This is a genomic window from Micromonospora sp. NPDC051196 (assembly GCF_040682415.1).
GTDB lineage: Bacteria > Actinomycetota > Actinomycetes > Mycobacteriales > Micromonosporaceae > Micromonospora.
Genome location: NZ_JBFBAY010000028.1, coordinates 1 through 24400 on the forward strand (window position 1 = coordinate 1; position 24400 = coordinate 24400).

Consider the following 24400-nt stretch of genomic DNA (forward strand, 5'->3'; position numbering starts at 1 on the left):
CCTCGGCGGGCGCGAGCCGGCTCGCCGCGAGACGGCGCTGCTGGCCAGTCACCGGCGACCACCCTCGCGGGCCGGCTGCGCGAACAGCCGACGCCACACGAAGGTGAGCAGCGGCGGGTCAGCGGGCCACACCTGCCCCGGCGAGGCCGTCCACCTGGGCTCGGGGCACCGGGAATCCGGCGGCCAGACGGGCGAGGGTGTCGCCGTTGCGGAGATGGGCCAGGACGAGCAGGGCTTGGCGGCCGGGGTCGAGGCGGCGCCACCGGGATCGTCGCTGGTGGCGATGGGTGCGGATCAGCTCGGCGACGTGGTTCAGGGATCGAGTGGACAACGGGATCGAGGCAGGGTAAGACAGCAACGAGGCTCCCGGGAGGGGCATCTTTCTTGGTCGATTGCTTGTCTTACCGGGAGCCTCACCTCACCCGGCTACCGGCCTCCTCCACGCCACTGACCTGCACCATCAGGTTGGAAACGGCTCAGTCTTCGTCTTCCTCCATTGGCGCCGGCAGCAGAGCGGCAAGGTGAGGGCTTCCGAACGTAAGCAGAACTACGTCGTCGCGGCTGGTGTCGGCGACGGCTCTGCTGAACGTGACCTCGATGGCCGCCGAGACAACCGGGCGTTCATATGCGTCCGGGCCGGAGGGGCTGGAGTCATAGAGCAACGACAGGCTGACCCCTTTGTCGAGACCCGCGAGGGCGGGGGGTGCAGGCAAGACAAGTTCGTAGACGCCAGGTCGCCCTTCGACCAGGGTCAAGCAGGCTCGCGTGAGTAGGTTGCCGGTCAAGGTGCGTTCAAGATCGGCGAGCGTGACGGAGCCGACGAGAACAGGCGGCGCCTCGATGTGCCCAATGATCTCGGGAGTGTCGCCGAGGTCGCTGGTCTGGATAGGACGCGCTGCCAGTTCCGCGATGTCGCTCTTGATACCTCCGACCGCCGCGTCGGCCTCGCTATCGCGGTCGGCGATGTCGGTGAGGGCAAGCTGCTGTATCGTCTTTTCGATAGTGCCGAGGACGGGCTGTGCATTGCCGATGATGTCGGTGAAGTCGCTGAAGTCGGCAGCAATTCCTTCATAGACCCGCTGTTCGATTGTGTCAGCGTAGAAGTAGTTGGTGACGCGGATATCGCGGTAGCTGGCTCCAATGCGGTCGACCCGTCCGATGCGCTGCTCGACTCGCATAAGGTTCCACGGCATGTCGTAGTTGATAAGCCTTCCCGCCGTCTGAAGGTTCAGGCCTTCACTCATCGAGTCCGTGCCGAGAAGCACGGTGACCTCGCCGCTTCGGAACAGCTCCTTCAACTCGGTGCGGGTGACCGGCCCCCAAGCCCGTGTCTCTGGGTTGTAAATTTCACCGCCGCGCCCTGAGTAACAGCCGATGGAGCGATAGTCAGCCATGACGAGGCGCTCACGGACGTAGTCAAGAGTGTCAGTGTACTGAGTAAAGACCACAACGCTGGCGTAGGTATTGAGGGCGTCGCGGATGTCGTTGACCAGCTGGGTCGCCTTTGTGTCCTCACCGGTGATCTTCTCAAGGTCCGCAATAAAGTCACGGAGCTCGGTGATCTCACCTCGGAGGAGGTCTGCGGTGGCGTCGAACTCCTCGGGATCAAACAGCGTATTCTCAAGGTCGACCTGGTCGTCGGCCGCCAACAGCTCGTTGAGGTTCTTGCCCTGCTCCAGTACCTCTAGCCGACGACGGAGAGAGCAGCGGATCGCCTCGAACGATGACGTGAGGCGACGGCGATAAACCGTCATGATGAAGCCGAGCGCCTGATTGGCCTTGCCCTTGCTCGCTTTGTAAGTGTTGTAGTGCCGCCGAATATACTCCTCGATGCGGTTATACAACTTCCGCTCGTGAGGCGCGAGCGGGATGAACTCGTCTTCCACGTGTCGATAAGGGATGATCACGTCGGGCGAGATGACGCCTGCTTGCTGGTACGCTCGCAGGGTTTGGCGGGTATTTCTGAAGACCCGATCGCGCATCGGCGTATGTCGCCGCAACCACTTATCTGCCCACTCGGCAGCTGCTGGGGGCAGGTGCCTGGCGGTTTCCGGGGCGAGCGGCGTCTTGTCCAGGCCGAGGATCTTGTACGACTCGACCCACCCCAGGTCATCCTGAATCTGGCGCTCTAACGCGGTGTCACGCTCAGCCTTCGGATCGCTGAAATAGTCGCCCAACATCCGCGTAAGGGTGGCCCAGTCCCGCTCGCTAGGCGCCGTCCGTAGCCGTTCGTAATAGCCCGTAAAGTCTTGGGCAGACCTCGCCCATCGACCTGGTAACCCCAGCAGTGCGATGAGATCCCACGCCTCGTGCGGGTGCATCTGCATCGGCGTGGCCGACGCAAGGTAGAGCGCCTGCCACGAGTCGCGGGCACGCATCTCCAGCAACAAAGCGAGCAGCGAATTTGGGGTATCGGTCGGCTTGGAGCCACGGCGGCGCGCATGATGCGCCTCATCAACGAGGACGACGTCCCACGGTCCTGCATCGAGGATCTGCTGACGTCGTGAGCGTCGCCGGGCGAGATGACTCGAGGCGAGGACGACGGGGAACGCCGCCCACGGGTTGGCGCCTCCGACGTCGATGATGTTCCCATGTCGGTCCTCAAACCACGTTCCTGTGTACCGGGGAACGTCCAGGCTGATCTTTTCGTGTAGCTCTTCCTGCCATTGCTTGATTACCGATGCGGGAACCAGCAGCAGGACCTTGTGGGCTCTGCCAGACAGCAGCAGTTCCCTGATCACGAGGCCGGCTTCGATGGTCTTTCCGAGACCGACCTCGTCCGCGAACACATAGCCACGCGGATAGGACGACACTACCCGGTGGATGAGTCGGGCTTGGTGTGGGAGCGGTTCAGCTCGCGCAGTGCCGACCGCGGTGAACTGGCTTTCGCGCGGAGCCCGCGACAGCGTGAGAAGCTCGGCCCACGCCCTCTCAGTCTCCTCGCTAGTGGGCCCTTGTCGAGGCTCGGGTGGGATTGGGTGTGGCGGAGAAGGCGGCGCGTATGCCACGAGGTGGTGACGAACTGCGGCCGGCAGCGGGATGATGGCCCAGCCGTCGTCCGGCTGGCCCTCCCAGTGGCGTTGGAAGTCCTCGACCGAAGCCTGCCCGTTCCACTCCCAGACCTGCAGCTTCCACGAGGGGTACACATCGAACGTTTCGTGGTTGGCGACCCAACCGCTGACGGTTGCGTTGTTGGACCCGTCGAAGGCTACCTTGTTGCCGTATGAGTCGGTGAAGATCCCATACTTAGTGTGGAAATAACGACCTGACTCCGCATACGTCAACAGCCGCCGACCATCCGTCGGCACACCAACGCGGATGTCCAATCGCTCGCGCTTGGCCATCCACGCCAGTACTGCAAGGTGCTCGCTCTCGACAATCTTCGTGCCTTCGAGGTCTGGATCGGCCAGCAGACGCTCTGCCAGCACATCCTCTAACGGCTTGCCCTCCAACACGGCGTTGACATCCGCACGATGCAGTTGTGCACCCACAATGAGCCGCATCGTGCCACCTCTGGCAATGAAATGCGCCAAACCCTGAGCGGCGAATTTCAGCTCTGTGGCAGACCAGTAGCCAACCGCACGGTCATACCCCCTCGCCCGCTTGAGCAGGGGGATATAGAAGCTATCCAGCGGCCGCTTTGCAGGGGAATACCGCGGCAACAGGCGTACGGCTCGAAACGAGTCCTCACCTTCGTTAGGAACCTCGAACATTGCTGGCGTTCGAAAGGACACCGTGTTGGGCATTCCGGGGAGCAACTGCTGCTCTTCTTCGCCTGGCGTTGACATCAGATCAGAACAACCTGTCCTGCTCGATGCTTGCAGCCACGGGCCCATCCTGCGGGAACACAATCGAGGGGAGGTACAGCGTCGCCAACGTGTCGAGTAGGCCGGCCTCTGGGAAAACCCAGTTTCCCTTAATCTTCGTCCTAGGTATGGCGTTCACGAGGCCCTGCACGGTGGCGAGGAAAGAGGAATCCCCGATAAGGCCTAGCCGGTCCATAAGATGCTTCGCCGCAGGCATGCCATCCTCAGCAGCTACGTAGAGCGCCGTGTCTACGGCGTCGATGAGGTAGTCGAATCTCGCCGCTTCGGGCCTCACCCCCGGCAGACCGCTGTCCTTCCCTCGCCGGAGCCGATCCTTCGGCTCAAGCAGAGTGACTGTTCCAGTTCCCTTCTTAACGATCTTCGCCTGCGCAAGATTCTCGATACTTAGGCCGCCGACGGCCAGGGCGAGAAGTCGAGCCGTGTCGAAGGTAAACTCACGCGCCCGGAAGATGTCCCAGGCAAGCAGGACAAAGTCGGTGTGATCATCGACCTGCGCTGCCTTGCCAACCAACCGGCTGCGGCGTAGCCGTACCACTTCTTCCCGCGCGATGTCCAATGCTTCTTCCGGTCGAAGGAGCCGCTCTCGGCCTGCCTCATCCGGCTTCGAGGAGTAGACCGGCCAGTGACTGGAGATCACGGAGAGAGCAGGCCCGTATGTGGAGAGCATGAGATCCACACCCTCGATGCCATCCTCAGCGAACCGGGTCGAGGCCGCTCGCGCGGCATCCCTCACGTCTGCGGCCAAGTCGTCGAGGAACGTTTTATCCACGGCAGCTGAGGTCCGCTTCCGGCAGACAAGCATGATCGTAGACTCTGCGGCGTTCTTGTTTGCCTGGTGACTGCTTGCCTCAGATTCGGTGGCAACCGGCCAGGAGGTCTCGACAACAAACCCGGCGGTGATGAGTGCGGAGCCGAGAGCGTCCCAAGCGCGGGCGTCCTTGTTGGTGAACATCACTGTCAGCACGCCGTTGTCCGCCATCACACGGCGGCATTCCGCGAAGATGGCACCCATCTTCGCTTCGTAGTCCAAGTCCGCAAGTTCCTTCTTTCGCCGCCCCAAGGCCGCGAATCGCGCCTGGTTCGTGATCGCTTCGTTGTCGGCGTCCGTGTTTTCCTCGCCGAACAGTTGCGGCCGAACAAGACCGAGAGTTAGCCGCTCCCAAGCGTAAAAAAAGTTTGACAACTCGGAGTACATGACGTTCGCATAGTACGGCGGATCCATGCAGAGGTGGTCCACAGATCCGTCCGAGAGCGATGTCAAATCAGCCGCGTTCCCACATGTGATGTGCACAGATCGCGGGAGAGTCTTGCTGCTTGGAGCAGGCCGCCCGGGTTCTTTGACGATACGAGCAATCTCGTCGTACGCCTCCGGGCGCCCTGTTTCTTCTAGGAGGCGCGCGATCTCATCATAGGCGTCAACGAGTTGACTCAGGCACCAAGGGAGCAGCTCTCCCGGCCCTGGAAATTCGACGAAAGTCCACTTGAAAGCGAAGTTGTGCTTTTCAAAGACGCTGCGGGTCTTCTGCCTACCCACGTCCCACGATGTCTGCCGCGCGTTGTAGTTCAGCGCCTTGCCCTGCATCAGCGCCAATTCGGTCAGAACAGCGTCGCCGACGGCAGTACCGAGAGCCTCTCGAATCTCTGGGACCAGACGTTGGAACTCCTCGACAAAGACCGCGTGGGTGAGCAGTTGTCGCGGCGAGAAAAAGTCGGACCACTTGTTGATGCCGTACATCCGGTGGCCGCGGTCGTAGTTGGAGTTTGAAGGGATGTCAGCAGCGGGAACCGCCCCGTCCGCGTGCCACCTAGGAGTACAAGCCGTGACCTCATCCTGCGCAGCAACGAGGGCAGTGAGATCGGCGTCAGTCGGCGCTCGGAACGAGCGACCACTAGCGGTCTTCGTCACTACTGCGTAAAGCACCGGCGTCATCCGCCCGGCCTTTGCCTCGTCTTTGATGTAGTCACCGTCGATTATCAGGTTGTCGTAAGGACTGATCGCCCGGCCGCCAGCAATGGTGCCCTTATCGGGGTTAAATTCGATATCGGCGCCCTCAAACACGTCGAACCTCGGAACCGTCAGCGCCACCCCGTCAACCTCGGTGACCATGCGTGCTGCTACGGCCTTGTCGCCCTTCCGTAGCCACCAGTCTGGCGTCAGAGGAACGAGGCGTTTGGTCCTTGGACACGCCACGGCATGCGCGAACAAGTAGTTTTTGACGGTTTCTCTTGTGGCCTTAGGAAAGAACGGCTCAAGGCGCTTTTCCGCCCGATCGACTAACACGCCGCCCCACTGGCGCAGCAGCGGAGTCAGTTCCGTGCCATACGTCGCGGGGATCTCCAGACTCGCCGTGAGGATGCTGGCGGCGATGCTGTTCAGGTCGTTTGCATGGGTTGGGAGGCCAAGACGCAGTGCTGCCCACGGGATTGAGCCTCCACCAGCGGTCACATCGGCAACCACAGGGAGATGTCCCCACGTCCCTTCAAGCACCCGATGCAGCGTTTTCACAGACGCTTCGTCGAGGTTGTTCTTGAACGCGGGCCGGTACGTGTAGGGGTTCTTCTTGAGCTTGATGCCGCTCGCCTTCGCCTCCTCGCTCAGTCGCTTCGCCGCGACAGGGTCCCCCCAAATCCCCACGAGATGCAGCAGCCAACGCCGGTACTCCTTCTCCGACTGGAGCTGCGGTACGTCTGCGAACCGGGCTGCTAGATCCGATGACCAAGCGGGCAGTAGACCGCCAAGCACAGTGGCGGCGGAGGCGACGATGGGCCGACGTGCCCACCACTGGTGCAGGGTCTTCAACTTCGGGAACTGTCCAGGGATCGGCGCACCCTCCCGCCTGGACTCAATGCTGAGTTCGGCGACTGGGAGCCAGTCCTCGATGAGAACGCGTGGCTCGATGTCGTTCATGGTGAGTCGGTTCCCTACTGGGCTAGGCGTCGGCGAGAAGTACTCGGAGAGCCTTGCGAGCACGGGGCGCGTCCGGCCCAAGGCACTTGGCATACCAGTAATAGGTCTCCTCGACGCTCATCGCGTTAAGGCCTGCGACGAGGGCACGAACGCGGTCGTGCTTGCTGACTGGCTGGGTGGTGAGCAAGATCAAGGCGAGACGGACGCCTGCTGCTTCATCGAGCCGGATGGCGGCCCCGCGCTTGAAGGCGAGCGCGCTCCCAGCGTGCCCGGAAGAACGGACGGCAGCGAGCAGAGCGTCGACTACGCGACCCGTCTGACCTGGCGTTGTAGTGATCACAGGGGCGGCGAGAACGCTGCCGTTGTCACCGTAGGTCTCGTCGAGTGAGACGCCGTAGCTGTCGCCCTTACCGGCGGGATGGACGGTGATCCTGAACGCCCGCGACGTCTCGACCACGGAAAGAGTGGGGCGCGGATGCAGACGACGGCTGGCGCGTAACGTCACTTGGTCACCTCGGCTGTGAGGTCAGCGTGCTGAATCTGCAAGTCCTTAACCACCTTGTGGACCTGGTTGAACTCGGCCGACTCGACAGTCACCGACGGCGTGAAGGTAACGATGAGCGTCAGAGTTCCGGCCACCTTGCTGGCTCCCTTGACGGCCTTGATGATGTGGCTGTAGGCCGTCTGAAAATCAGCGCGCGCAGCAGAGCCGCGGAACGTGAGGCCTCCCGTCAGGTTCCTGTACTCGGCCACAAGGTCGCTAGTAACGGTGATGGCGTGTTTCGGAAGCATGCCGAGCGCCATCACTAGCAGATCAAGGTCGCCGGTGCCCTTGATGTCGTCGGCAATGACCTTGATCGTTAGGCGACTGATCGTCTTGATGCTGAAGTCACTGACCTGATCGGTAATGCTCTGGATCGCTGCGCCGCCAGGACCGCTGCTGGCGAACGTCTTCCCCGTCACGCTGCGGGTTGGGACTTCGACTCCCTGCGCGTCGGCGTGGTCGCGGGTTACCACGCGAAGCGTATCGAGGCCCTTGTCGCGGATTTGACTCGGCGTCAGGGCTCGAACGCCTGGGGCAGGCTCGCTATCCAGCACGACGACCCACCTGTACTCGGCGGCTTGGACAGCCGTGGCGAGCAAGTCAAGAACTTCCGCCTTACCTGGTTCGCCACCGCATCCAGGTTCCAGGCGGGTGCGAATCTCGGCACCCGTGAGGCTCGGCCCGACGTAGATGTTCTTGAGGTCGTTCTGCGTGGGCTTCCGAATGAGCAGGCCGCGAGCTGTCGCCTCAGCGACAGTCATGACCTCAGCGTCGGAGCGGAATTCGACTGATAGCCCAGCCATCGTGCTGGCTGTGAACGCCTTGCCAGTGGTCGCGTCGTAATACACCCAACTGTCGTTCTTGATCCCCCCGAGGATCGCTTCGCGCAGCAGGCCCGGGTTACGAATGACCGGCGACGCGTGATCCATCCAGAACCAGTCCGAAACCTCGGCTGTGGTGGCGAACGACTTTGGTTCAGGCCACGTCTTGGACCGCAGGTAGGAGTACGTGAATGGCTCGTTTCGAATTTTGCCTTCGTCGACGAGCAGGTTCAGCACGGCAGACGTCGCAGTCTTCGTATCGCCTTGCTTTTCCGGCGGCAGGTCACGGTGGCGCAGGTACCCGCTGGCCTTCTCGTTTGATGGGTAGTAGACGTGCTTGTAGCAACGCGTGACGGCAACGCGGGCTTCGAGCGCAGCGTTCTTCTGGTACGCCTCGATTTTCTTGCGGATTTCGGTGCTGAACTGGCCTAGGCGGGCGTTGTCGGCAGCAAGCGTGTCCGCGGCGATCAGAGCACGCGTCCGGTCCTTGAGCGCCTCAACCTGCGCCTCGTCTGCGACAACGAATGCGATGGCGTTGCGGTACTTGCGCGGTGCCCCAGACGACCCGACCTGGTTGAGCATCTCGACGAGCAGTGGGGCAGGCTGGTCTGCCTTCTTGCTGGTCGTAGTGAGCACGTTGTGGTGAAGGACTGCCACACGGAGATTTGCCTTGTCAGGCACGTCGGATGGGCCTGCCGGGAAGTGGACAGCAGTGATGGCGCCATCGTTCGAGTAGGCGCGGACGATCAGGTCATCAAGGACGGCCGATACACGAGTATTTGCGATGTTCCGCTTCTCGGTCTCGATGATCGCGTTGACGTTCGGTTCGACGTTGAACCGCCATCTGGCACCGTCGAACGCTAAGTGCCAGAACACCTTCTCGGACTCGGTGAGCGCCTTCTCGAGGATTGCGGGGTCCTCACCGGGGCGGAGCGTGCCTAGCAGCCAGTCGTTCCGAGCCGCCCCGGCGTTGACCTTCATCTCTAAAGAGTGCGTAAAGACGGTACGGGCGACGCGCGCCGCGTACGGGGGCTTCCCAGGAAAGACCTCGTCGTCGACTGCTTTAGCGTGCGAGGTGGGCCCGGCGAAGTCGCCCCGAGCGACTCCGGCGAACTCGCCGCGGCCTAGGCCGTCGGTGAGGTGGTTGAGGACGGGGCCGTCGGCGTAGTCGATGTCTGCGACGTTGATCACCGCGCAGTCGTCGCCGTCGCGGTAGATGCCCGCAATAACCTCGGCGAGCAACTTGAGGGCGCCACGGGCACGCTGGAACTGCGGGATGTCGCCGAGCCGCTTGTCGAGGACGCGGACGAGTTCTGGGTGGAAGGGGTAGGACCGGGCAACAGCGTCGCCGTAGGTGACGGGCCGCTCGGCGCCGCCTGCCAGCGTTTCGTTCTTTGCGAGTGACTCGTACAGGTCGCGGTAGGCATCGCCAGCGGCGCGGGCCGCGTCGGGATCTATGTGCTCGAACAGCCGGGTCTTCAGAATCTCACCGATCTCTGTGTCGTCCGCGGGCTTGATTACTGCACTCGGCTGTACGGCACGGGTGAGAAGATCGGCGGTCTCCGAAACCGCGGCGTTGGCAGCACTGGTGGCATCTTCGAGCAGTTCGTCGATCTCATCGGTCTCGGCGCCGAAGGCGTTCGTGCTCGCAGCGAGCGTGATAATCACGACGACGCGGTTCGTCGGGTCTGAGGCGACCTCAAACAGGTTGCCAAGGAAGACGGGAATAGCCCGCGCCATCCGGCGGACGTCTTCGCTGCCGGAGGAGGTGACCTGTCGCAGGTATTTTGCGATCTCGTCGACAATCACGATCGCCGGTTTGCGCCCGAATGCCTCTTTGATCGTCGCCGTTCCGGGAGCAGTTCGCTCAGCATCGTTCGCGGCAACGACCGCGTAGGCGTCGTGGCCGGCCTGTGCGGCCATCTCGCCCCAGAGGGTGTAGGTGCGGATGCCGTTCGTCTCCACCCCAGCGACCGGATCAAGCGCGTCACCGACGAGAGCCGCGACCTGAACCGGGCCGTCGGGAAGCAGCGTCGGATCGACGAAATTCTCGATGTTGCCGGGCCGCGCCCCCTTTCCCACGTGGTAGATCGCGGTCAGGCCATGGGTCTTGCCGCCACCAAACGACGTAGTCGGTCGCAGGACGCCGTTCTCACCTGCAGGTCCGGTCGCCCCGGTAAGCCGTCCGAAGGTCTTAGTGAGCAGCGTCCTCAGCCCCGACGTCGGGTAGGTCTGAGCGAAAAACCGGTCGGGGTCCCCGTAGATCGGGTAGTGGTCGGGGTCTCGAACGACCTTGTCGAGCTGGGCGGCGAAGTGGTTGTCGGCGAGACCGCTTGTCAGGACATCTTCGCGCGCCCGGCACACAGCACGGAGAGAGACAAGGCCCGATGTCGCCTCGGTGGAACGTTGGTCGATGATCATACTCACCTTGCCGGTCCGCCTCTCGCCACGCCCACCCACGCTCTCCACATCGGATGCAGGCTCTCTTCGATGAAGGAAGTGAGTTTCCTCCACAATGCACTACGCCGCTATCGGCCAAACCGGCGGGTGAGCATCGCTCAAGTTGGGGCCACAACTACTAGGTTCGGTGGCGTCTCCGTACAGCAAAGGGTGGTTCATGTGTCGTTCGGGGTGGCGCGGAGGTGGGTGGCGAGCGTGATGGTGTCGTGCTGCGGTGCGGTGTCGATGTCGGTGAGGGCTTTGGTGAGGGCGCGGAGCAGGGTTCGGATGCCGTTGGTGTCGCCGAGGGCGTGTCGGGCGTGCATGGCTTTGCGGTAGAGGGCTTCGTTGTAGAGGTCGAGGCTGATGGCTTTGTCGAGGAGGTCGGATGCGGTTTGTGGGTCGTGGTCGAGGAGGTCGTCGGCGAGGAGGAGGTGGGCTTCGGTGCCCCAGCGGCTGATGGTTTCGCGGTGGGGTTGCACCCATTCGTAGTCTCGGCCTTCGGCGAGGGGTGCGGTGTAGAGGTCGCATGCGGTAGTGAGCAGTTCGCGGCGACGTGGCCCGGTGGCGATGGTCGCCTGGCGTAGGAGGTCGCGGAGTCTCCACACGTCGACGTCGACGGTGGTGGGGTCGAGGCGGTAGCGGCCGGCGACTTTGATGACGTAGGCGTTTTTGGGGTCGGCGGTGCCGGCGCGGCCGAGTACGTGGCGGAGGTTCGAGGCGTTGGTGTGTACGCGTTGGTCGGCTTGGCTGATGCGGGCGTCGGGTTCGAGGTATTCGCCGATGTCGCGGGTGGTGGCGCCGTCGGGGTGGACGGCGAGGTATACGGCCAGTTCGAGGGCTTTGGCGCGTAGTGGTCGGCCGGGTTGGGTGATGGTGTCGATGCGTGGTGGTCCGAGGACCCGTAGGTGTGCTTTGGCGGTGGTGGTGTCGGGGGCGGGCTGGTCGGGTTGGGGTGGGTTGGCGGTGTCGGTGTGGGTGCGGCTGGTGGGCAGCGGAGCGGGGGTGGCCGGTTCGGCTGGCGCGGTGGTGGTGGGCGGTGTGCCGGTGTGTGCCTCGTGCAGTGTGGTCAGGAACGCGACCGTGTGGGCGGTGTCGAGCACGGCGGTGCGGTCTCCGAATGACGCCGCCTCGGGGTCCTGCGGGTTCTGGATGTGGCCGTCGGTGGTGACGGTGATGGTGGGGCCGGGTGGCCAGGTGCCGAGCAGTAGCGCGGTGATGTCGAGGTGCGCACCGGTGTGGAGGGTGGCCTGGAGACGTCGGAGGGTGTCCGGTGTCGGTGTGGGACTGATCAGCAGCACAGGTGGGAGCGCTTGCTCGTCCGGTGCCTGGTGGCGGAGGTCGTTGATGTCGGTGAGGTGGTGGTTGTCGAGGATGCGGGTGCGGTGCAGCAGCATCGTGTCGAGGATGGTCAGGGCGTGGTCGGGGGTGTCGGCGAGGTGCAGGCGTGGCCAGGGTGTGAGCGTGGCCGGGTCGAGGCCGGTCAGGGTGGTGAGGGTGGCGTGGTCGATGACGATCTCGCCGCGGTGGTGCGGCTTGTGGGGGCCGCCGGAGGCGAGCATGGTGACCAGTGCGGCGCGGGCGGCGGCGTGTGCGCCGTCGCCGACGATTCCGATCCCGCCCGCGGGCAGCAGGGGTAGGTCGGGTACGGCGGCGGCTTGTTCGGCCAGGTCCCCGGTGGCGGGCAGGTCACGGTTGCGGACCACACGACGGTGTACCTCGGTGACTGCTGGTGGCAGTGCGGGTGGGTCGTCGGTGCTGGCGGGGGTGAAGCGGCGGCGGCGGTGTAGCCAGGCGAGTGCGGTGGCGGCGCTGATCGCTGCGGCCAGTGCCCATGGCAGGAAGTTGCCCCCGGGGAGCTTTATGCCGTCTGATTCGGTGGATGGTGCGGTCAGCTCAGGGGTTGGGCTTGGACGGGGGTCACTGTCGGCGGTCGGTCCGGTTGACGGCGTCGGTGTGGCCGGTGTGGTGGGTCGGGCCGGTGACGGCACTGGGTCGGCCGTGGTCGGGGTGGTGGGCGCCTCGGCTCCGCTGTCCGGGTCCTCGTCGTGTGGCGGTGGCAGCGTGGGTTTCGGGTTGGTGGGTTGGTGGGGGCGTGGTGGGGCTGGTGTGGCGTCGGCCGGTGGTGTCGCGTCGGCGGGTAGGCGTAGCTCCCAGCCGGGGTAGATGAGGTTGCAGTCGCGTAGGGTGCCGCCGACGGTCGGGAAGTGGCGGTGTTTGTTCAGCTGGCAGATTTCCGGCCAGCGGTTGGTGTCGCCGAGCCAGGCGGTGGCGATCTTTGACAGGGTGTCGTGGCGTTCGACGGTGTAGACGTAGCGGGTGTCGGCGACGTGGATGATCGCCGGCCCTCGGGCGGCGGCCTGCTGCGGTAGGGGCGGGGTGTTGCCGGTCGAGGTCACTGCGGCGGGTGCGGGGTCGGTGTTGCCGAGGCCGGGCAGGTGGGTGGTGGAGGTGACCGCGAGGGCGGCGGTGCCGGCCAGGCCGAACAGCAGGCGGTGCAGGGGTGCCGGCAACCTGAGGATCGGGATCCGCCACCGGGTCACTGCGGCGACCAGTTCGGCGAGGAGCAGCAGGGCGAACACTGCCCAGAACAGCCACAGCGCCCAGACGGCCAGGCCGGTGAGAACCTCGGTCGTCAGGCGGTTCTGGGGTTGGTCGAGCCATGCGGTCAGTTGTGGCCAGGTCGGTAGCCGTCGCAGCGGATTACCGGCGACGAGCCACAACACGGCCGGTACGCCGGCCAGGTAGACCACCGCGCCGACCCCGGCGCGAACAGACCGGGCAACCCGTCCCCGTGGTGACGGCGGTGGGGTTTCGGGTGGGTTGTAGACGGTGGGGCGAGAGCCGTAATCGGTCAGGCGACTGGTCTGCGTGGACTCGTCCGGCATGCAGGCACCTTCCCCGATGGTGTCGTGTGCGACCTGTTTCGCATACACGACACTTCACGCGAACGGCCATCCCACCGAGAAGGATTCTCACCATCCGCGCACAAAGGATCACTATCGGCCGCAGGTGGTTGACGGGCTCCCGTATCGGCGGGTGACACTGCCGGGCATGTCCAGCGGGGGACCACAACTGTCGATCGATTTCAGCTCACCCACCGCGATCGCCGCGACCATCGGCCGGTCCGGAGCCCGCATCCCCGTCCTCGTCGGCGGACGGCACCTCCTGCCCACCGGCATCGCCATCGACCCCGCCGGACACCGCTACTACGGCATCGATCCCACCGCCGCGCAGGGCCTGCCCACCGGATACCGCTTCATCGCCGACCCGGCCACCCTCCTGACCACCCCACCTGCATCAGCGGAATCGGACCCGGTCGACGGAGTGGGTTTACTCGCCGGGCTGCTGCGGCACCTCACCGACCACGCCGCACACCAGGTCAGCGCGCCGATCACCGCCCTGACCCTCACGATCCCGACGGGTTGGGGACCACGCCGACGGGGCCTGCTCACCGACGCCGCGACCCGCGCCGCACTACCCCCACCGGTCCTGGTCACCGCCCCGGCCGCGCTGGCCGCCTACGCCACCACCCTCGGCATGCACGCACCCCCCGGGTCCTGCCTGCTCACCTGCCACACCGACCAACGCCCCGCCACCCTCACCGTCCTGCAAGCACACACCGACGGGTACACGGAGTTGGCGACCCAGCCGGTCGCGCCACCCCACGACCTGGACCAGATCCTCACCCACCACATCATCACCACCGCCACCAGCGACGACGACCCGCTCCGCGACGCCCTCCACCACCCCGACGACGACACCGCAGCCCTCCATGAAGCGGTCCGGCAGGCCCGACACACCCTCGCCACCCACGACCGCGCCCCGATCCTGCTCCCCGCACCCCGCCCACCGGCAGTGATCACCCGCGCCGACGTCACCATCGCCGCGCAGCCACTACTCGACGGCATCCCCACCGCCGTCAACGACATCCTCGACGCCGCCGACGTCGACCGCGCACACCTCACCGCCGTGATCGTCCGTCACACCGGTCCCGTTCCCGGACTCGTCGACACTCTCACCACCGCCGCCGCAACGACCGCCGGCGCTGTCGACCAGCCCCACGCGCTCGCTGACGGCGCACTCACCCTCACCACCCGCCACCACCGCACGGCCACCGCCTCCACCACCCAACTCCCCCGCATCCGCCTCCGGATCACCGACCTCATCACCGCGGTCCTGCTCGGCGGCTGCTCCCTCGCCCTGCTCCTACACGCCGTCCACAACGCCAACGTTTACAAGCTCGAGGGTCGGATCATCGACGTCGTCGTCTCCATGCCCCAACTCGGCGCCGCCGGCGCCCTCGCCGCCCTCGCCGCGTACGCTGTCGCCCACCTCGCCCCCACCACCTGGCTCGCCGGACCACCCACCACCGCCAAGCCCACCACCGGCCGGCTCATCCGACACGCCTACCTCGCCGCCGCCATCGCAGGCCCCATCACCGCCGCCCTCTACGGCCTCGCCGTCGGCACCGCCGTCCAATACCCGTACCGGCCATTCCTCACCTGGACCCTCGGCTGGGCACTCCCCCTCGCCGCCTGCGCCACCATCATCGCCGTCGCCGCACCCCGCATCCCCGCCGACGACCTCCCCCACTGGCTCACCCGCACCAAACCCGTCATCACCCACGCCGCCATCGCCGCCACCGGCATCCTCCTCATGACCACCGCACTCATGTCCATGCCCATGAACAGCACCGGCATCGGCATCATCCGCAGCAGCGGAGCCGCCCTCATCGGCATCGCCACCGGACTCACCCTCACCCGCATCCGCACCATCCGCATCATCACCGCCACCGGCCTCGCCATCGGCTACGCACTCGTCGTCACCTGGCCCACCCACGGCGCCCTCATCACCGGCTACCTCATCGCCCTCACCTGGTGGGCCATCCACCTCACCGCCCACACCCTCCGACTCGCCTTCCCCCTCCACCGGACAACCCTCCACCGACTCATCGACAACCAAGACGACCGGCCTCCGCCGCAGGAGTAAGAAGGAAACCCGTCAGCAGACGCCCTCCACTCAGGCTGTCCTACCTGCCGTAGCACCCGCCGCCAGCGGACAGGGTGTGCTGACAGTGACGGCCTTGGCCGGCAAAGTCTGCGATCCCGTGCGATGGCGCACGTGTAGCCGGCGAAGGAACGGCGCCAGTTCACCTCGACCAACTCCAACCGCCGCCCATTTCGACTCGCATCTGACCTCGACCTCCAGGCAGGTCGATGCGTAGCTGCGCACGGATAGAGAGCGTGCCGGCGCGTTTCCCACTCATCCATCAGCCCTTGCCCAGCTGCGGCTCCTCATTTGGGTCGAGGTCGTGCCCGTCGGCGACAACGGCCGTCAGAAGGTAGCTGTCGCCCTCGTCCAAGACCTGGACGCCGTGCGAGCGCTCGTTGGCGAAACTGACCATGATCCGCTTTCCTCTGATCCGCATATCGTCGGCGGCGCAGAGCGTGCGCCACTCAGCGCGCATGCCGAGCATCTCGCTCCAGCTACGCCCTGAAATCGGTGAGTGGCCGGTCGCGGTCGGGCAGGCAGGTGCGGCTGGAGTACTAGCCCGCGACGCCTACGGCTTCCGCAACCCCACAAGCAACGACTACGCACCCCGCACCGCCACCACCCGACGCACCCGAGGCCACCTCAACCCCCGCTAACTTCGCTGAGCCCGGATATGTAGCGTGCGGATGGATCGCCATCACAGAACGACGTGTACGTCGGATGACCAAGTTTGTGGCGGGCCGGTGAGACGATCCTTCGGTGACTCAACAACTGTGGCCGGTCATCCTCGGTGCTCTGCTGGCAATCGGCGGCGGCTACCTCGGTGCCCGCTGGCAGGGGCAGCAGCAGCGGGCAAACCTCCTACACGAGGCAAGGATCGCCCTCTACACGGAACTGCTCGCCGACTGCCGCCTGCGAAGAGTTCATACGCGCGAGTCACCTGTCCCGTACTCACCGGCCCCGATGTCGCTGCAGGTCAGGATGGAACTATTCGCTTCTCATTCAGTGCAGGAGGCGTGGGCTGAGATGGAGTCTGCGGAGGCGCAGGGTGTGATGCTGGGGGTGGTGGGCGCCAGGAGATACCCGACGGGCGTGACCCTACTCATCTCACCTGCAGAGGGACGATGGTTAAGGTCCAGATTCATAGATCGGGTTGAGGCCGCGATCCGCTCCGACCTGGTACCGGCGCCGATGCACTCCGTGTGGTGGGAGCGTACGCGCTCCTGGTCGGGCTATCTGCACGAAGAATTGATGTGGATCATGAAACCCAGTGTTCGAAAAGCCGCCTCGCAAGAAATCGAGGATCTTGTAATGCTGGCGCGGCATAGAGTGACGCAAACCCGCAAAACTGATTCGTCGAGCCCGTCTAACGACCTCCTGCACGGTTGACGGTAGAAGGAGCAGCACTGTCTCATCGAGCTTTTGGGGCTGCGGGTAGGGCCCTGATTCGCCGGGCGTTGTGCTCGATGCGGTCGGTGTGTTGGTGCTCGGACAGGAGGCCGGCGATGGCGCGGATGCTGGTATCGAAGGATTCGCGTCGGCCGTGGTGGCGGCCCAGGATTCGCCAGTTCTTGAGGTGTCCGATGGCGTGCTCGACGCGGATGCGTTGGGAGGAGTGCCTTTTGCGGGTCGCCTCGTGTGCGGCGATGACACTCGGTGGCAGTGAGGTCTGGCGTTTGCGTGGCTTGGGCCCGGGGGTGATGACCGCCCCGCCGGTGTCGGCACCCAAGCCCTGGTAGCCGGCGTCAGCGAGGATCTGCACGCCCAGTGGCGCATGCAGAAGAAGATCGACCAGTCCGGCGGTGCGGGCCTGGGTGATGTCGTGCATCGAGCCTGGACGTGTCTCGCCACAGAACAGCAGCTGGCCGAGGGGATCACAGATCACCAGGGCTTTCATCGTGTTCAGCCGGGCTTTGCCGGACACGAACCGGTCCCGCCCGCTGCGCCCTGCGATCGGCCGGCGTACCCGCACTTCGGTGGCGTCCATCAATGCCTGCGGGTGGTGCCCAAGGTAGGCCACCACGTCGGAGAGGGTGCGAAGCCTGACGCCGTCGTGCACCCGGCAGCCACGCTCGGCCAGCAGCGGCCTGATCTCGGCGACGCTGCGGCTGATCGTCGAGCGGTGCACCCCGAACCCGGCCGCGACGACGTCGTGGGTCAGCCCGTGCCGTAGATGCACCAGCGTGGCCAGCAGCCGATCAACGAACCCGAACCGGTGCTTGGCTCCCGCGCCGATCCGACGACGGCGTGTCCGCGAGGCGAGCCGGTCACGGTGCTGCGCCCGCCATTGCGGCCCCACCTCGCTGACCAGGCTCTCAATCACCGAGCGTGACAGACCCGTCAGCCGACGATTCGTCATGATCGCAGCACCAACCATGATCGAAACAACGATCATCGATACTCAAGGACTCGCAACCGTGCACGAGGTCGTTAGGTTGTTGACTCGCTGATGCCGTGCATGGCACCTCCACGCCGGACAGCACGACCGGGTCCCCCGAACCAGGGATGCAACAACGTGCCGCGATGGCGCGCTACAGAGCGTCATGCCAAGTTGGGTCGCTCGGCTCCCGAACATGCTGATGAGCGCGCACACGGCAGGGAGAGCGGCACCTCCCCGCCCGGCTCATCACAAGCTGATGAGGCCCGTAGGTCTCGGGAACCCCGTCTCCGCGGCGGCAATGCGTTCACGCCCGTGCGTACGATCCGCCCGGCAAAGGCCAGCGCACACGCTGCGGTCCAACGCCACCGACAAGACGTTCGTCAGGAAGCAGGCTGAGCTGCTCGAAGATGTGACAGCGAGCTTGGTCGCCCTGCGAGGCCACTGGCAGAGCCATCCAAACAACGCGGGATGGTCGGAGCCCAGCTACACCGCCAAGCACTACTGGTTGTAGGTTGCAAGCGTGCGGCCCTTTGGCCAGAATTCCGGCTCGGCGATCTCCTTGGCTGACCCGAAGTGGTCATAGATTGCAACAACGGCCAGCGCCGATCCGAGTCGTTCGTTCCAGCGCCTGCATGGACAGTATGCGCCCACCGACACGGGTGAGGCGACCGGGCCACTAACACCATCTCCGGTCGCATGATCGGCCCACATCAACGTCTGGTCGGTACCCCACATGCGACTGAACTGGATGATACGTCAATAGCCATCCACGCACTATCGTCAGGCGGACCGCGGGCAAGTCTCGGAGGAGTTGCGTGGTTATCAGGCATCGGCGCAGTGCACACGCGCGAAAAGGGACCGTCTCCTTCATTGTGGCCGCTCTGGTCATCGCCGGACTCGCCGCCCTGCCGGGCAGCGCTGCTGCTGAGGGCGAACCGTGCAGCGTCCCAGGCACGGTTTGCTCATGGGGCAACAATGCCACCGGCGCCCTCGGTACAGGCAACACGATCAGCAGCTTCGTGCCGGTCGTTGTACCCGGACTGGATCACGTGACCTCGTTGGCCGCAGGATCGACGCCGACCGGCCAGAGCTATGCCTACGCGCTCCGGTCGGACGGCTCTCTGTACGCCTGGGGTTACGGCGGCCACGGTCAGCTCATGGACGGCACCAGCGATTCCAGCACGACGCCACGTCGGGTGACGGCATTTGACAACGTGAGAGCTGTCGCCGCAGGCGGCTGGGGTGGAATGGGATACGCGATCCTGGACGACGGCACGGCCTGGGCGGTTGGTGCGGGTGGACTCGGACAGCTCGGCGATGGCAGCACCGGCATCGGTGGGCCGCCGGTGAAAGTCAACCTGACCGACGTGCAATCGATCGCCGTCGGTGGCTACACCACCTATGCCCTTCGATCGGACGGCACGGTCTGGTCATGGGGAATGGGAGACCACGGCGAGTTGGGCAACGGCACGTGGGGAGACGGACGCAGGCTCAGCGTCAGCTCACCAGTGCAAGTCAGCAACCTGACCAACGTCCGCGCTATCGCAGCCAGCTACAGCGCTGGCTACGCCCTACGCGCCGACGGCACCGTTTGGGCTTGGGGCAAGCCCCACGGGGGCGCCCTCGCCGATGGCACACCAAATGTGAACAACTGGAATCCGATGCCGACGCTGGTTCCAAAAAAGATCACCGGATTGGCGGATGTCACGGCAATCGCATCGAACTTCGCCGGCATCACGGCGTATGCGCTCAGGTCTGACGGGACCGTCTGGTCCTGGGGCAAGGGTGAGGTCGGTCAACTCGGCGACGGCCGAAGCGGCACCGACTCCATCGGCGCCAGCCAGGTAGACCACTTCAGCTCCCTGCCAGTGCAGGTGCAGGGGCTGTTGGGTGCCGTCGCCATCGGAGCCGGCTCGTCGGTCGGGTACGCGATCCTGTCGGACGGCTCAGCCCGCTCATGGGGAGGCAACTACGACGGGCGTCTGGGAATCGGAACGGAGACGAAGACCGGTCCGGGTAGCACGGTACCGGTCCGGATCGACACGCTGACGCGGCCGAGCGCAATAGTCGCGACACATGCTGCCTACGCCCTGATCGGGGTCGGCGGCCCGGTCACTCCGCCGTCGGCACAGGTCTTGGTCACCCCGACGACCGGCTTCATGGGCACGAACTTCACCGCCACATACGCATGCACGGTCCCGCCGAGCGCAACCCTCACTCGTTCCGACGGACAACCGGTCCGGGGGGCGCACCTCTTGCCGCCAGTAACCGGCAACCGGACCACCTACACACAACGCCTACGGCTGGACGTCGTCGGCGAGTACGTCCTGCGTGTCACATGTGGGGCACGGACCTTGGTGTCGCCGCGTTTAAGTGTCCAACCGACGCCGACGATCTGCAGGGACGCCGCCCTCATCGGCGTCCGCGGCTCCTACGACAACGGCCAGGGCACCAGCTATCCGGGCGGGCGCGCTCAGGAAATCGCCAAGCAACTCATGGGCCAGTGGGGCATCCGTCTATACGACGCGGACGGCGGCGGCGACGGCGTGGTCGGCGTAAAGTATCCCGCCGTCATTTGGACCGCCCCGACGTACGCCTCGTCTGTCAACGCGGGCGTGCGGCAACTGTTGAACGAGATCGACTTTCTGCACACCCAGTGCGGCCCCCTCTACCCCGTCTTGCTTACCGGCTTCAGCCAGGGCTCACACGTCATCCAGTCGACGCTGGAGCAGCTATCCGACCGGGCGCTTCAGGGCGACGAGCGATGGCGTGCTATCGCTGGCGTGGCGCTGCTGGCCTCGCCGCGCTTCAACTCTGACGATGTCGTCGCGCGGGGCACCTTCGCCCCCAACTACCCGGGGGATGGCATAGCTGGCGCTGCCTCCATCGGCACCAGATTTCGCGCCATTACCCGCACATACTGCATCGCCAACGACCCGGTCTGCGTCGACCAGCGGCGATTCCCAAAGAACATTGGTGTTCACACAAGCGGATACAACACGAAGACTGCGACAGGAAAAGCCATCATCAAAGACGCGGCTGGCCTCCTGGCTCACGGCGTGGGCGCACGCCGTGGGTCTGCGGCCACCCCGTCGGTGACGGGCGACGTCCGAGCGCGAGACCTAAAGCCTGGTCAAGTGCTCCTCTCCGCCGCCGAGGTCTTTGCCAACGGGGCTCCAACAACGAGCTTCCGCTGGGACCTCAACGGCGACGGGAGGACCGACCGCACAACCACCGGCCCCCTGACGATCTTCACGTACCAGCGGGTCGTTCCGCAAACAAGGGTGACCGTTCGAGTGGACCTCGCTAATGATTCGCAGGTGATCCGGTGCATCCGGTTAGCCCCAACCGGTGCTAGAAAGTGCTGACCTGCGAAGCCATCGACGAGCGGAACATCGTGCTGGCGCAATGCGGATTCGGCATCGATCGAGACCGTTACGGCGCGATTCCGCGCTGGGCCAGCGGTTCCCGCAGCGGACTTGGGCGGGTGAAGGATGCAACGGCATCGGTCGGCATGTCGCTTAATACTCCAACGTCACTTGGCCTCGGCGTTGGGCGTGGCGCGGGTATGAAGACGGCCACCGCGTTGATCATCGATGGTTTGTGAGGACAACCGAAGATCGTGCGATGGCCGTGGGCCACAGCTTAAACCCCGCCGGGTGGCGGGTCATCCTCGACGAGGCGGCGGCGCGTGTCGCTGATCGGTTCGTGCGGGCGGAGCCGCGCCGGACCGCCGGGCAGTTCGTGGATGGGCTGCTGTCGGGCGTGGAACGTAAGACGTGCTGGTCGCTTGCGGAACGGGCGGGTCACGCTGATCCGCAGGCGATGCAGCGGTTGCTGCGTACGGCGGTGTGGGACGCCGACGCCGTCCGCGATGACGTGCGTGACTGGCTGGTCGAGCAGCTTGGTCACCCCGACGCGGTGCTGATCTGCGATGAGACCGGCTTTCTGAAGAAGGGCGTGTGCTCGCGGGGTGCAGCGGCAGTACACCGGCACCGCCGGCCGTGTCGAGAACAGCCAGGTCGGTGTGTTCCTGGCCTACGTGTCACCCGCTGGGCGGGCGATGATCGATCGCCGGCTCTACCTGCCGGAGACCACCTGGTGCGACCGGCCTGACCGCCTCGCCGCCGTCGGTGTGCCGGACGACGTCGGGTTCGCCACGAAGCCGGCCCTGGCACGGCAGATGATCACCGCCGCAGTGGACGCCGGAGTTCCGTTCGGTTGGGTCACCGGCGATGAGGTCTACGGCGCCGACCCCGGACTACGCGCTGACCTGGAACACCGCAGGATCGGCTACGTCCTGGCCGTCGGCTGCGACCGACGAGTGGCGGTCAACCACGGCCGTACCCTCGTACGCGTCAACGAGGTGCGGTTCCACCCGCGGGCACGCCCCACGATGCTGCCCGACGGCCGCCGTGCCGTCGAGTTCGACATCGACCTCACCCGACGTCCGACCGACGACACCGTCCTGTCCCTGACCGCCCAACCGATGGTCGCGGTGGCGGACAGCGCACCGGAGGAAGCCGACGAGACCACCCCGGTCGAGGTGGTGCACTGGCGCGACCGGGACAGCGGGACCCTGACCGCCGGGCCACGCCTGGTGCTCACCGACAACCCTCCCCAGCACTGGACCGTCACCCTGACACAACCCGCCGACGCTGCCGTAACCCTCCGTGTACGACACGAGGAGACGCAGCGGTGACTGCACCCATCTGCACCGGCTACCTGACACCGTCCGACGACCGGATCCGGTCCACGACCGTGACCATCACCCCCGCCGGACCACACGCCACACCTGTTCCGGAGGAACACCCCGTCCCCGACTGGGACTACTTCACCGACCTCGCGGCGGACTGGGCGCTCCACGTCGACCTGCCCGCACTGCTGCAGGACTGCGGCCTGTCCCCCGCCGCCGACCTGCGCTGGTTCCTCAGCTGGCACAGCAGTGCCACCAACCGTCGCGGCAACTCAGTACCCGTCAAACTCGCCGACGGCGACAACCAGACAAGCGTGGAGGTCCCGGGTTCAGAGATCGGCGGTCGTCTCCACCTCGAGGCACGCCTGGTCCTGGCCGTGCCCGACACCGGCGTTCTCTCACCTCTGGCACCCGACCGGCCCGGCGCCATCCTCTGGCAGGACCGACGACGCTTCCGGTTGGAAGGCAGCGGGAGCCGATTCCCCGTCGTCGGAACCGGCTTCGCCGACAGCGGCCTGGCCGAGGGCCGCCGCGCCCTGTGGTACCTGTCCTGTGCCACCGACCTCGACGCGACCGACACCGGAAGCATCCGACTGCACCTGAACACCGACCATTCCGCAATCAGCGCGATGCTCAACCACCCGGACGCCAAGCAATCCCGAGTCCTCGCCGAGATCCTCCAACACGACCTCGCCCGCCAGCTCATCCAGACAGCGCTGCGGTGCGAGGAGCTCCAGGACAGCCACGACTACGGCCAGGGAACCCTCGGCGAGTTGTTCCTCAACCTCGTCCGCAGGTACTTCCCCGGCCGCTCCCTGTCCGACCTGCGCAGCCAAAACGGCCACGACCCCGGTGAACTCGAGGCGGTCCTTCAGGGAATCGACGAGGTCCTTCTATGAGCCGTCTACAGGTCTACCCCCGTCTGCCCGCACCTGTCGCCGAGGAGCTGCTGACCGCCCGCACCGGCCGGTCTCCGGAGGAGCTACGGCACCTGTCCAGCACCACCGACCCGCGCACCACCTGGTACCCGACGGCCCCGCACCGAGTCACGGAGGACGACCTCCGTACCCTGCAACATTCCGTTCGCGCGACCGCTGCGCAGGCGGGCTGGCCGGCACCGGCGACCAAGACGAGGGGCACCGCCTTCGACCGGAAACTGGCACCGGTCCTGTACCACCAGATGGCCATCGTCCCCGCCGATGCCGCCTGCGAGGACGTATGGTCATTCCTCAGCCTGGTCCTTCTACCGGATATCGCATTCTGGCGATGGCCCAACGATCAACGACGCCCGGGATACGAACGCATCATCGGACGTCCCCGTAACGTCTTCCGACGCCTGTGGACCCGCATCCACAACCTGGGAGACGACCTGGGTGCCCAGCTGCTGGAGGATGAAGCTGTCGCCATCCTCGAACGGCCCACACTCGGCGCGCATCCCCGTGTCGCCCGCGCCATCGCTCGAGGTCATCTGGCCACCGTCGGGAAAGCGGACACTGCCCGCACCGAGATCCTGCGGATCACCGCACGCAGGCTCCGACGCCTGGCCGTCGTGGTCAGCCTCGAGACGCTCGACGATTCACAACTCGCAGATCTTGTCGTGCGATACACAGACGAGGCCATCAACCAGCTGCGTTCCACCCCCGACTGACGTCAGAGCGGGGGCCAATCAGCTATCTGCACACAGCCGGCCCGTGCCAGCGGCAGACTCATATCGTCCCGCCGCGAGCTATCGGCCGCCGCTGTCCAGGCCCGGCCCACTGCCGATGCTCCCGGCGCGCTTTCCGGCCGCA

Annotated in this window: 14 protein-coding genes and 3 pseudogenes; 8 read left to right on the top strand and 9 right to left on the bottom strand. The window is 65.4% G+C overall.

The genetic code is table 11. From position 1 onward, the window contains the following. Positions 1–48: 48 nt before the first annotated feature. From amcA to AB0M35_RS27995, 7 genes and pseudogenes are all read right to left on the bottom strand, one after another. A pseudogene (gene amcA, locus AB0M35_RS27965) lies at positions 49–174 on the bottom strand (multiple cyclophane-containing RiPP AmcA); the annotation flags it as partial. Beyond that, positions 167–358 (bottom strand): annotated as a pseudogene (locus AB0M35_RS27970) (transposase family protein); the annotation flags it as partial. The pseudogenes amcA and AB0M35_RS27970, both read right to left, overlap by 8 nt. A gap of 118 nt (positions 359–476) precedes the next feature. Further along, on the bottom strand, positions 477–3503 hold the full coding sequence (locus AB0M35_RS27975) for an SNF2-related protein (protein ID WP_363749101.1): 3027 nt from the start codon (positions 3501–3503) through the stop codon (positions 477–479). Between the two features lie 289 nt (positions 3504–3792). Then, entirely contained in the window at positions 3793–6735 is a 2943-nt protein-coding gene (locus AB0M35_RS27980) for a DUF1156 domain-containing protein (protein ID WP_363749103.1), read from the bottom strand. Between the two features lie 22 nt (positions 6736–6757). Further along, a complete protein-coding gene (locus AB0M35_RS27985; protein WP_363749105.1) occupies positions 6758–7240 on the bottom strand; it encodes a hypothetical protein in 483 nt (160 codons plus the stop codon). Continuing rightward, the gene (locus AB0M35_RS27990; RefSeq protein WP_363749140.1) at positions 7237–10521 is read right to left on the bottom strand and encodes a DUF499 domain-containing protein; all 3285 of its coding nucleotides are present in this window, start codon (positions 10519–10521) and stop codon (positions 7237–7239) included. Before AB0M35_RS27990 ends, AB0M35_RS27985 begins: the two co-directional genes overlap by 4 nt. Positions 10522–10715: 194 nt before the next feature. Beyond that, positions 10716–13427, bottom strand: a complete 2712-nt coding sequence (locus AB0M35_RS27995) for a BTAD domain-containing putative transcriptional regulator (RefSeq protein ID WP_363749107.1) — start codon at positions 13425–13427, stop codon at positions 10716–10718. A gap of 166 nt (positions 13428–13593) precedes the next feature. Here AB0M35_RS27995 and AB0M35_RS28000 point away from each other — a divergent pair, with 166 nt between their 5' ends. Further along, positions 13594–15531 (top strand): hypothetical protein, encoded by a 1938-nt coding sequence (locus tag AB0M35_RS28000; RefSeq protein WP_363749109.1) that lies wholly within the window; start codon positions 13594–13596, stop codon positions 15529–15531. A 280-nt stretch (positions 15532–15811) separates the two neighbouring features. On the opposite strand, the gene AB0M35_RS28005 is transcribed toward AB0M35_RS28000, so the two are convergent. Beyond that, positions 15812–16009, bottom strand: a complete 198-nt coding sequence (locus tag AB0M35_RS28005) for a hypothetical protein (protein WP_363749111.1) — start codon at positions 16007–16009, stop codon at positions 15812–15814. Here AB0M35_RS28005 and AB0M35_RS28010 point away from each other — a divergent pair. Both AB0M35_RS28010 and AB0M35_RS28015 read left to right on the top strand, forming a co-directional pair. Further along, complete coding sequence (locus AB0M35_RS28010) at positions 16008–16190, top strand: hypothetical protein (protein ID WP_363749113.1); 183 nt, start codon at positions 16008–16010, stop codon at positions 16188–16190. The two genes, AB0M35_RS28005 and AB0M35_RS28010, sit on opposite strands and share 2 nt — an antisense overlap. 103 nt (positions 16191–16293) lie before the next feature. Then, positions 16294–16923, top strand: a complete 630-nt coding sequence (locus AB0M35_RS28015) for a hypothetical protein (protein ID WP_363749115.1) — start codon at positions 16294–16296, stop codon at positions 16921–16923. A 22-nt stretch (positions 16924–16945) separates the two neighbouring features. Here the strand turns inward: AB0M35_RS28015 and AB0M35_RS28020 are convergent, their stop codons facing one another. After that, on the bottom strand, positions 16946–17893 hold the full coding sequence (locus tag AB0M35_RS28020; protein WP_363749117.1) for a transposase family protein: 948 nt from the start codon (positions 17891–17893) through the stop codon (positions 16946–16948). A gap of 836 nt (positions 17894–18729) precedes the next feature. Here AB0M35_RS28020 and AB0M35_RS28025 point away from each other — a divergent pair. The 5 genes and pseudogenes from AB0M35_RS28025 to AB0M35_RS28045 all read left to right on the top strand — a co-directional run bounded on the left by AB0M35_RS28025 (position 18730) and on the right by AB0M35_RS28045 (position 24258). Beyond that, on the top strand, positions 18730–21282 hold the full coding sequence (locus AB0M35_RS28025) for a cutinase family protein (protein WP_363749119.1): 2553 nt from the start codon (positions 18730–18732) through the stop codon (positions 21280–21282). Next, positions 21276–21521 (top strand): hypothetical protein, encoded by a 246-nt coding sequence (locus tag AB0M35_RS28030; protein WP_363749121.1) that lies wholly within the window; start codon positions 21276–21278, stop codon positions 21519–21521. The genes AB0M35_RS28025 and AB0M35_RS28030 overlap by 7 nt, the downstream gene beginning before the upstream one ends. 20 nt (positions 21522–21541) lie before the next feature. Further along, a pseudogene (locus AB0M35_RS28035) lies at positions 21542–22220 on the top strand (IS701 family transposase); the annotation flags it as partial. 392 nt (positions 22221–22612) lie between these two features. Further along, positions 22613–23509 carry a hypothetical protein gene (locus AB0M35_RS28040; protein ID WP_363749123.1) on the top strand — a complete coding sequence of 299 codons (897 nt, stop codon included), beginning with the start codon at positions 22613–22615 and terminating at the stop codon, positions 23507–23509. Continuing rightward, entirely contained in the window at positions 23506–24258 is a 753-nt protein-coding gene (locus AB0M35_RS28045) for a hypothetical protein (protein WP_363749124.1), read from the top strand. The genes AB0M35_RS28040 and AB0M35_RS28045 overlap by 4 nt, the downstream gene beginning before the upstream one ends. Positions 24259–24400: the final 142 nt, after the last annotated feature.

What these genes read in the sequence shown, in the direction of transcription:
- AB0M35_RS27975 (WP_363749101.1), bottom strand. Translation starts at nt 3,503, where the DNA reads ATGCGGCTCATTGTGGGTGCACAACTGCATCGTGCGGATGTCAACGCC.
- AB0M35_RS27980 (WP_363749103.1), bottom strand. Translation starts at nt 6,735, where the DNA reads ATGAACGACATCGAGCCACGCGTTCTCATCGAGGACTGGCTCCCAGTC.
- AB0M35_RS27990 (WP_363749140.1), bottom strand. Translation starts at nt 10,521, where the DNA reads ATGATCATCGACCAACGTTCCACCGAGGCGACATCGGGCCTTGTCTCT.
- AB0M35_RS27995 (WP_363749107.1), bottom strand. Translation starts at nt 13,427, where the DNA reads ATGCCGGACGAGTCCACGCAGACCAGTCGCCTGACCGATTACGGCTCT.
- AB0M35_RS28000 (WP_363749109.1), top strand. Translation starts at nt 13,594, where the DNA reads ATGTCCAGCGGGGGACCACAACTGTCGATCGATTTCAGCTCACCCACC.
- AB0M35_RS28010 (WP_363749113.1), top strand. Translation starts at nt 16,008, where the DNA reads ATGCCGAGCATCTCGCTCCAGCTACGCCCTGAAATCGGTGAGTGGCCG.
- AB0M35_RS28005 (WP_363749111.1), bottom strand. Translation starts at nt 16,009, where the DNA reads ATGCGCGCTGAGTGGCGCACGCTCTGCGCCGCCGACGATATGCGGATC.
- AB0M35_RS28020 (WP_363749117.1), bottom strand. Translation starts at nt 17,893, where the DNA reads ATGACGAATCGTCGGCTGACGGGTCTGTCACGCTCGGTGATTGAGAGC.
- AB0M35_RS28045 (WP_363749124.1), top strand. Translation starts at nt 23,506, where the DNA reads ATGAGCCGTCTACAGGTCTACCCCCGTCTGCCCGCACCTGTCGCCGAG.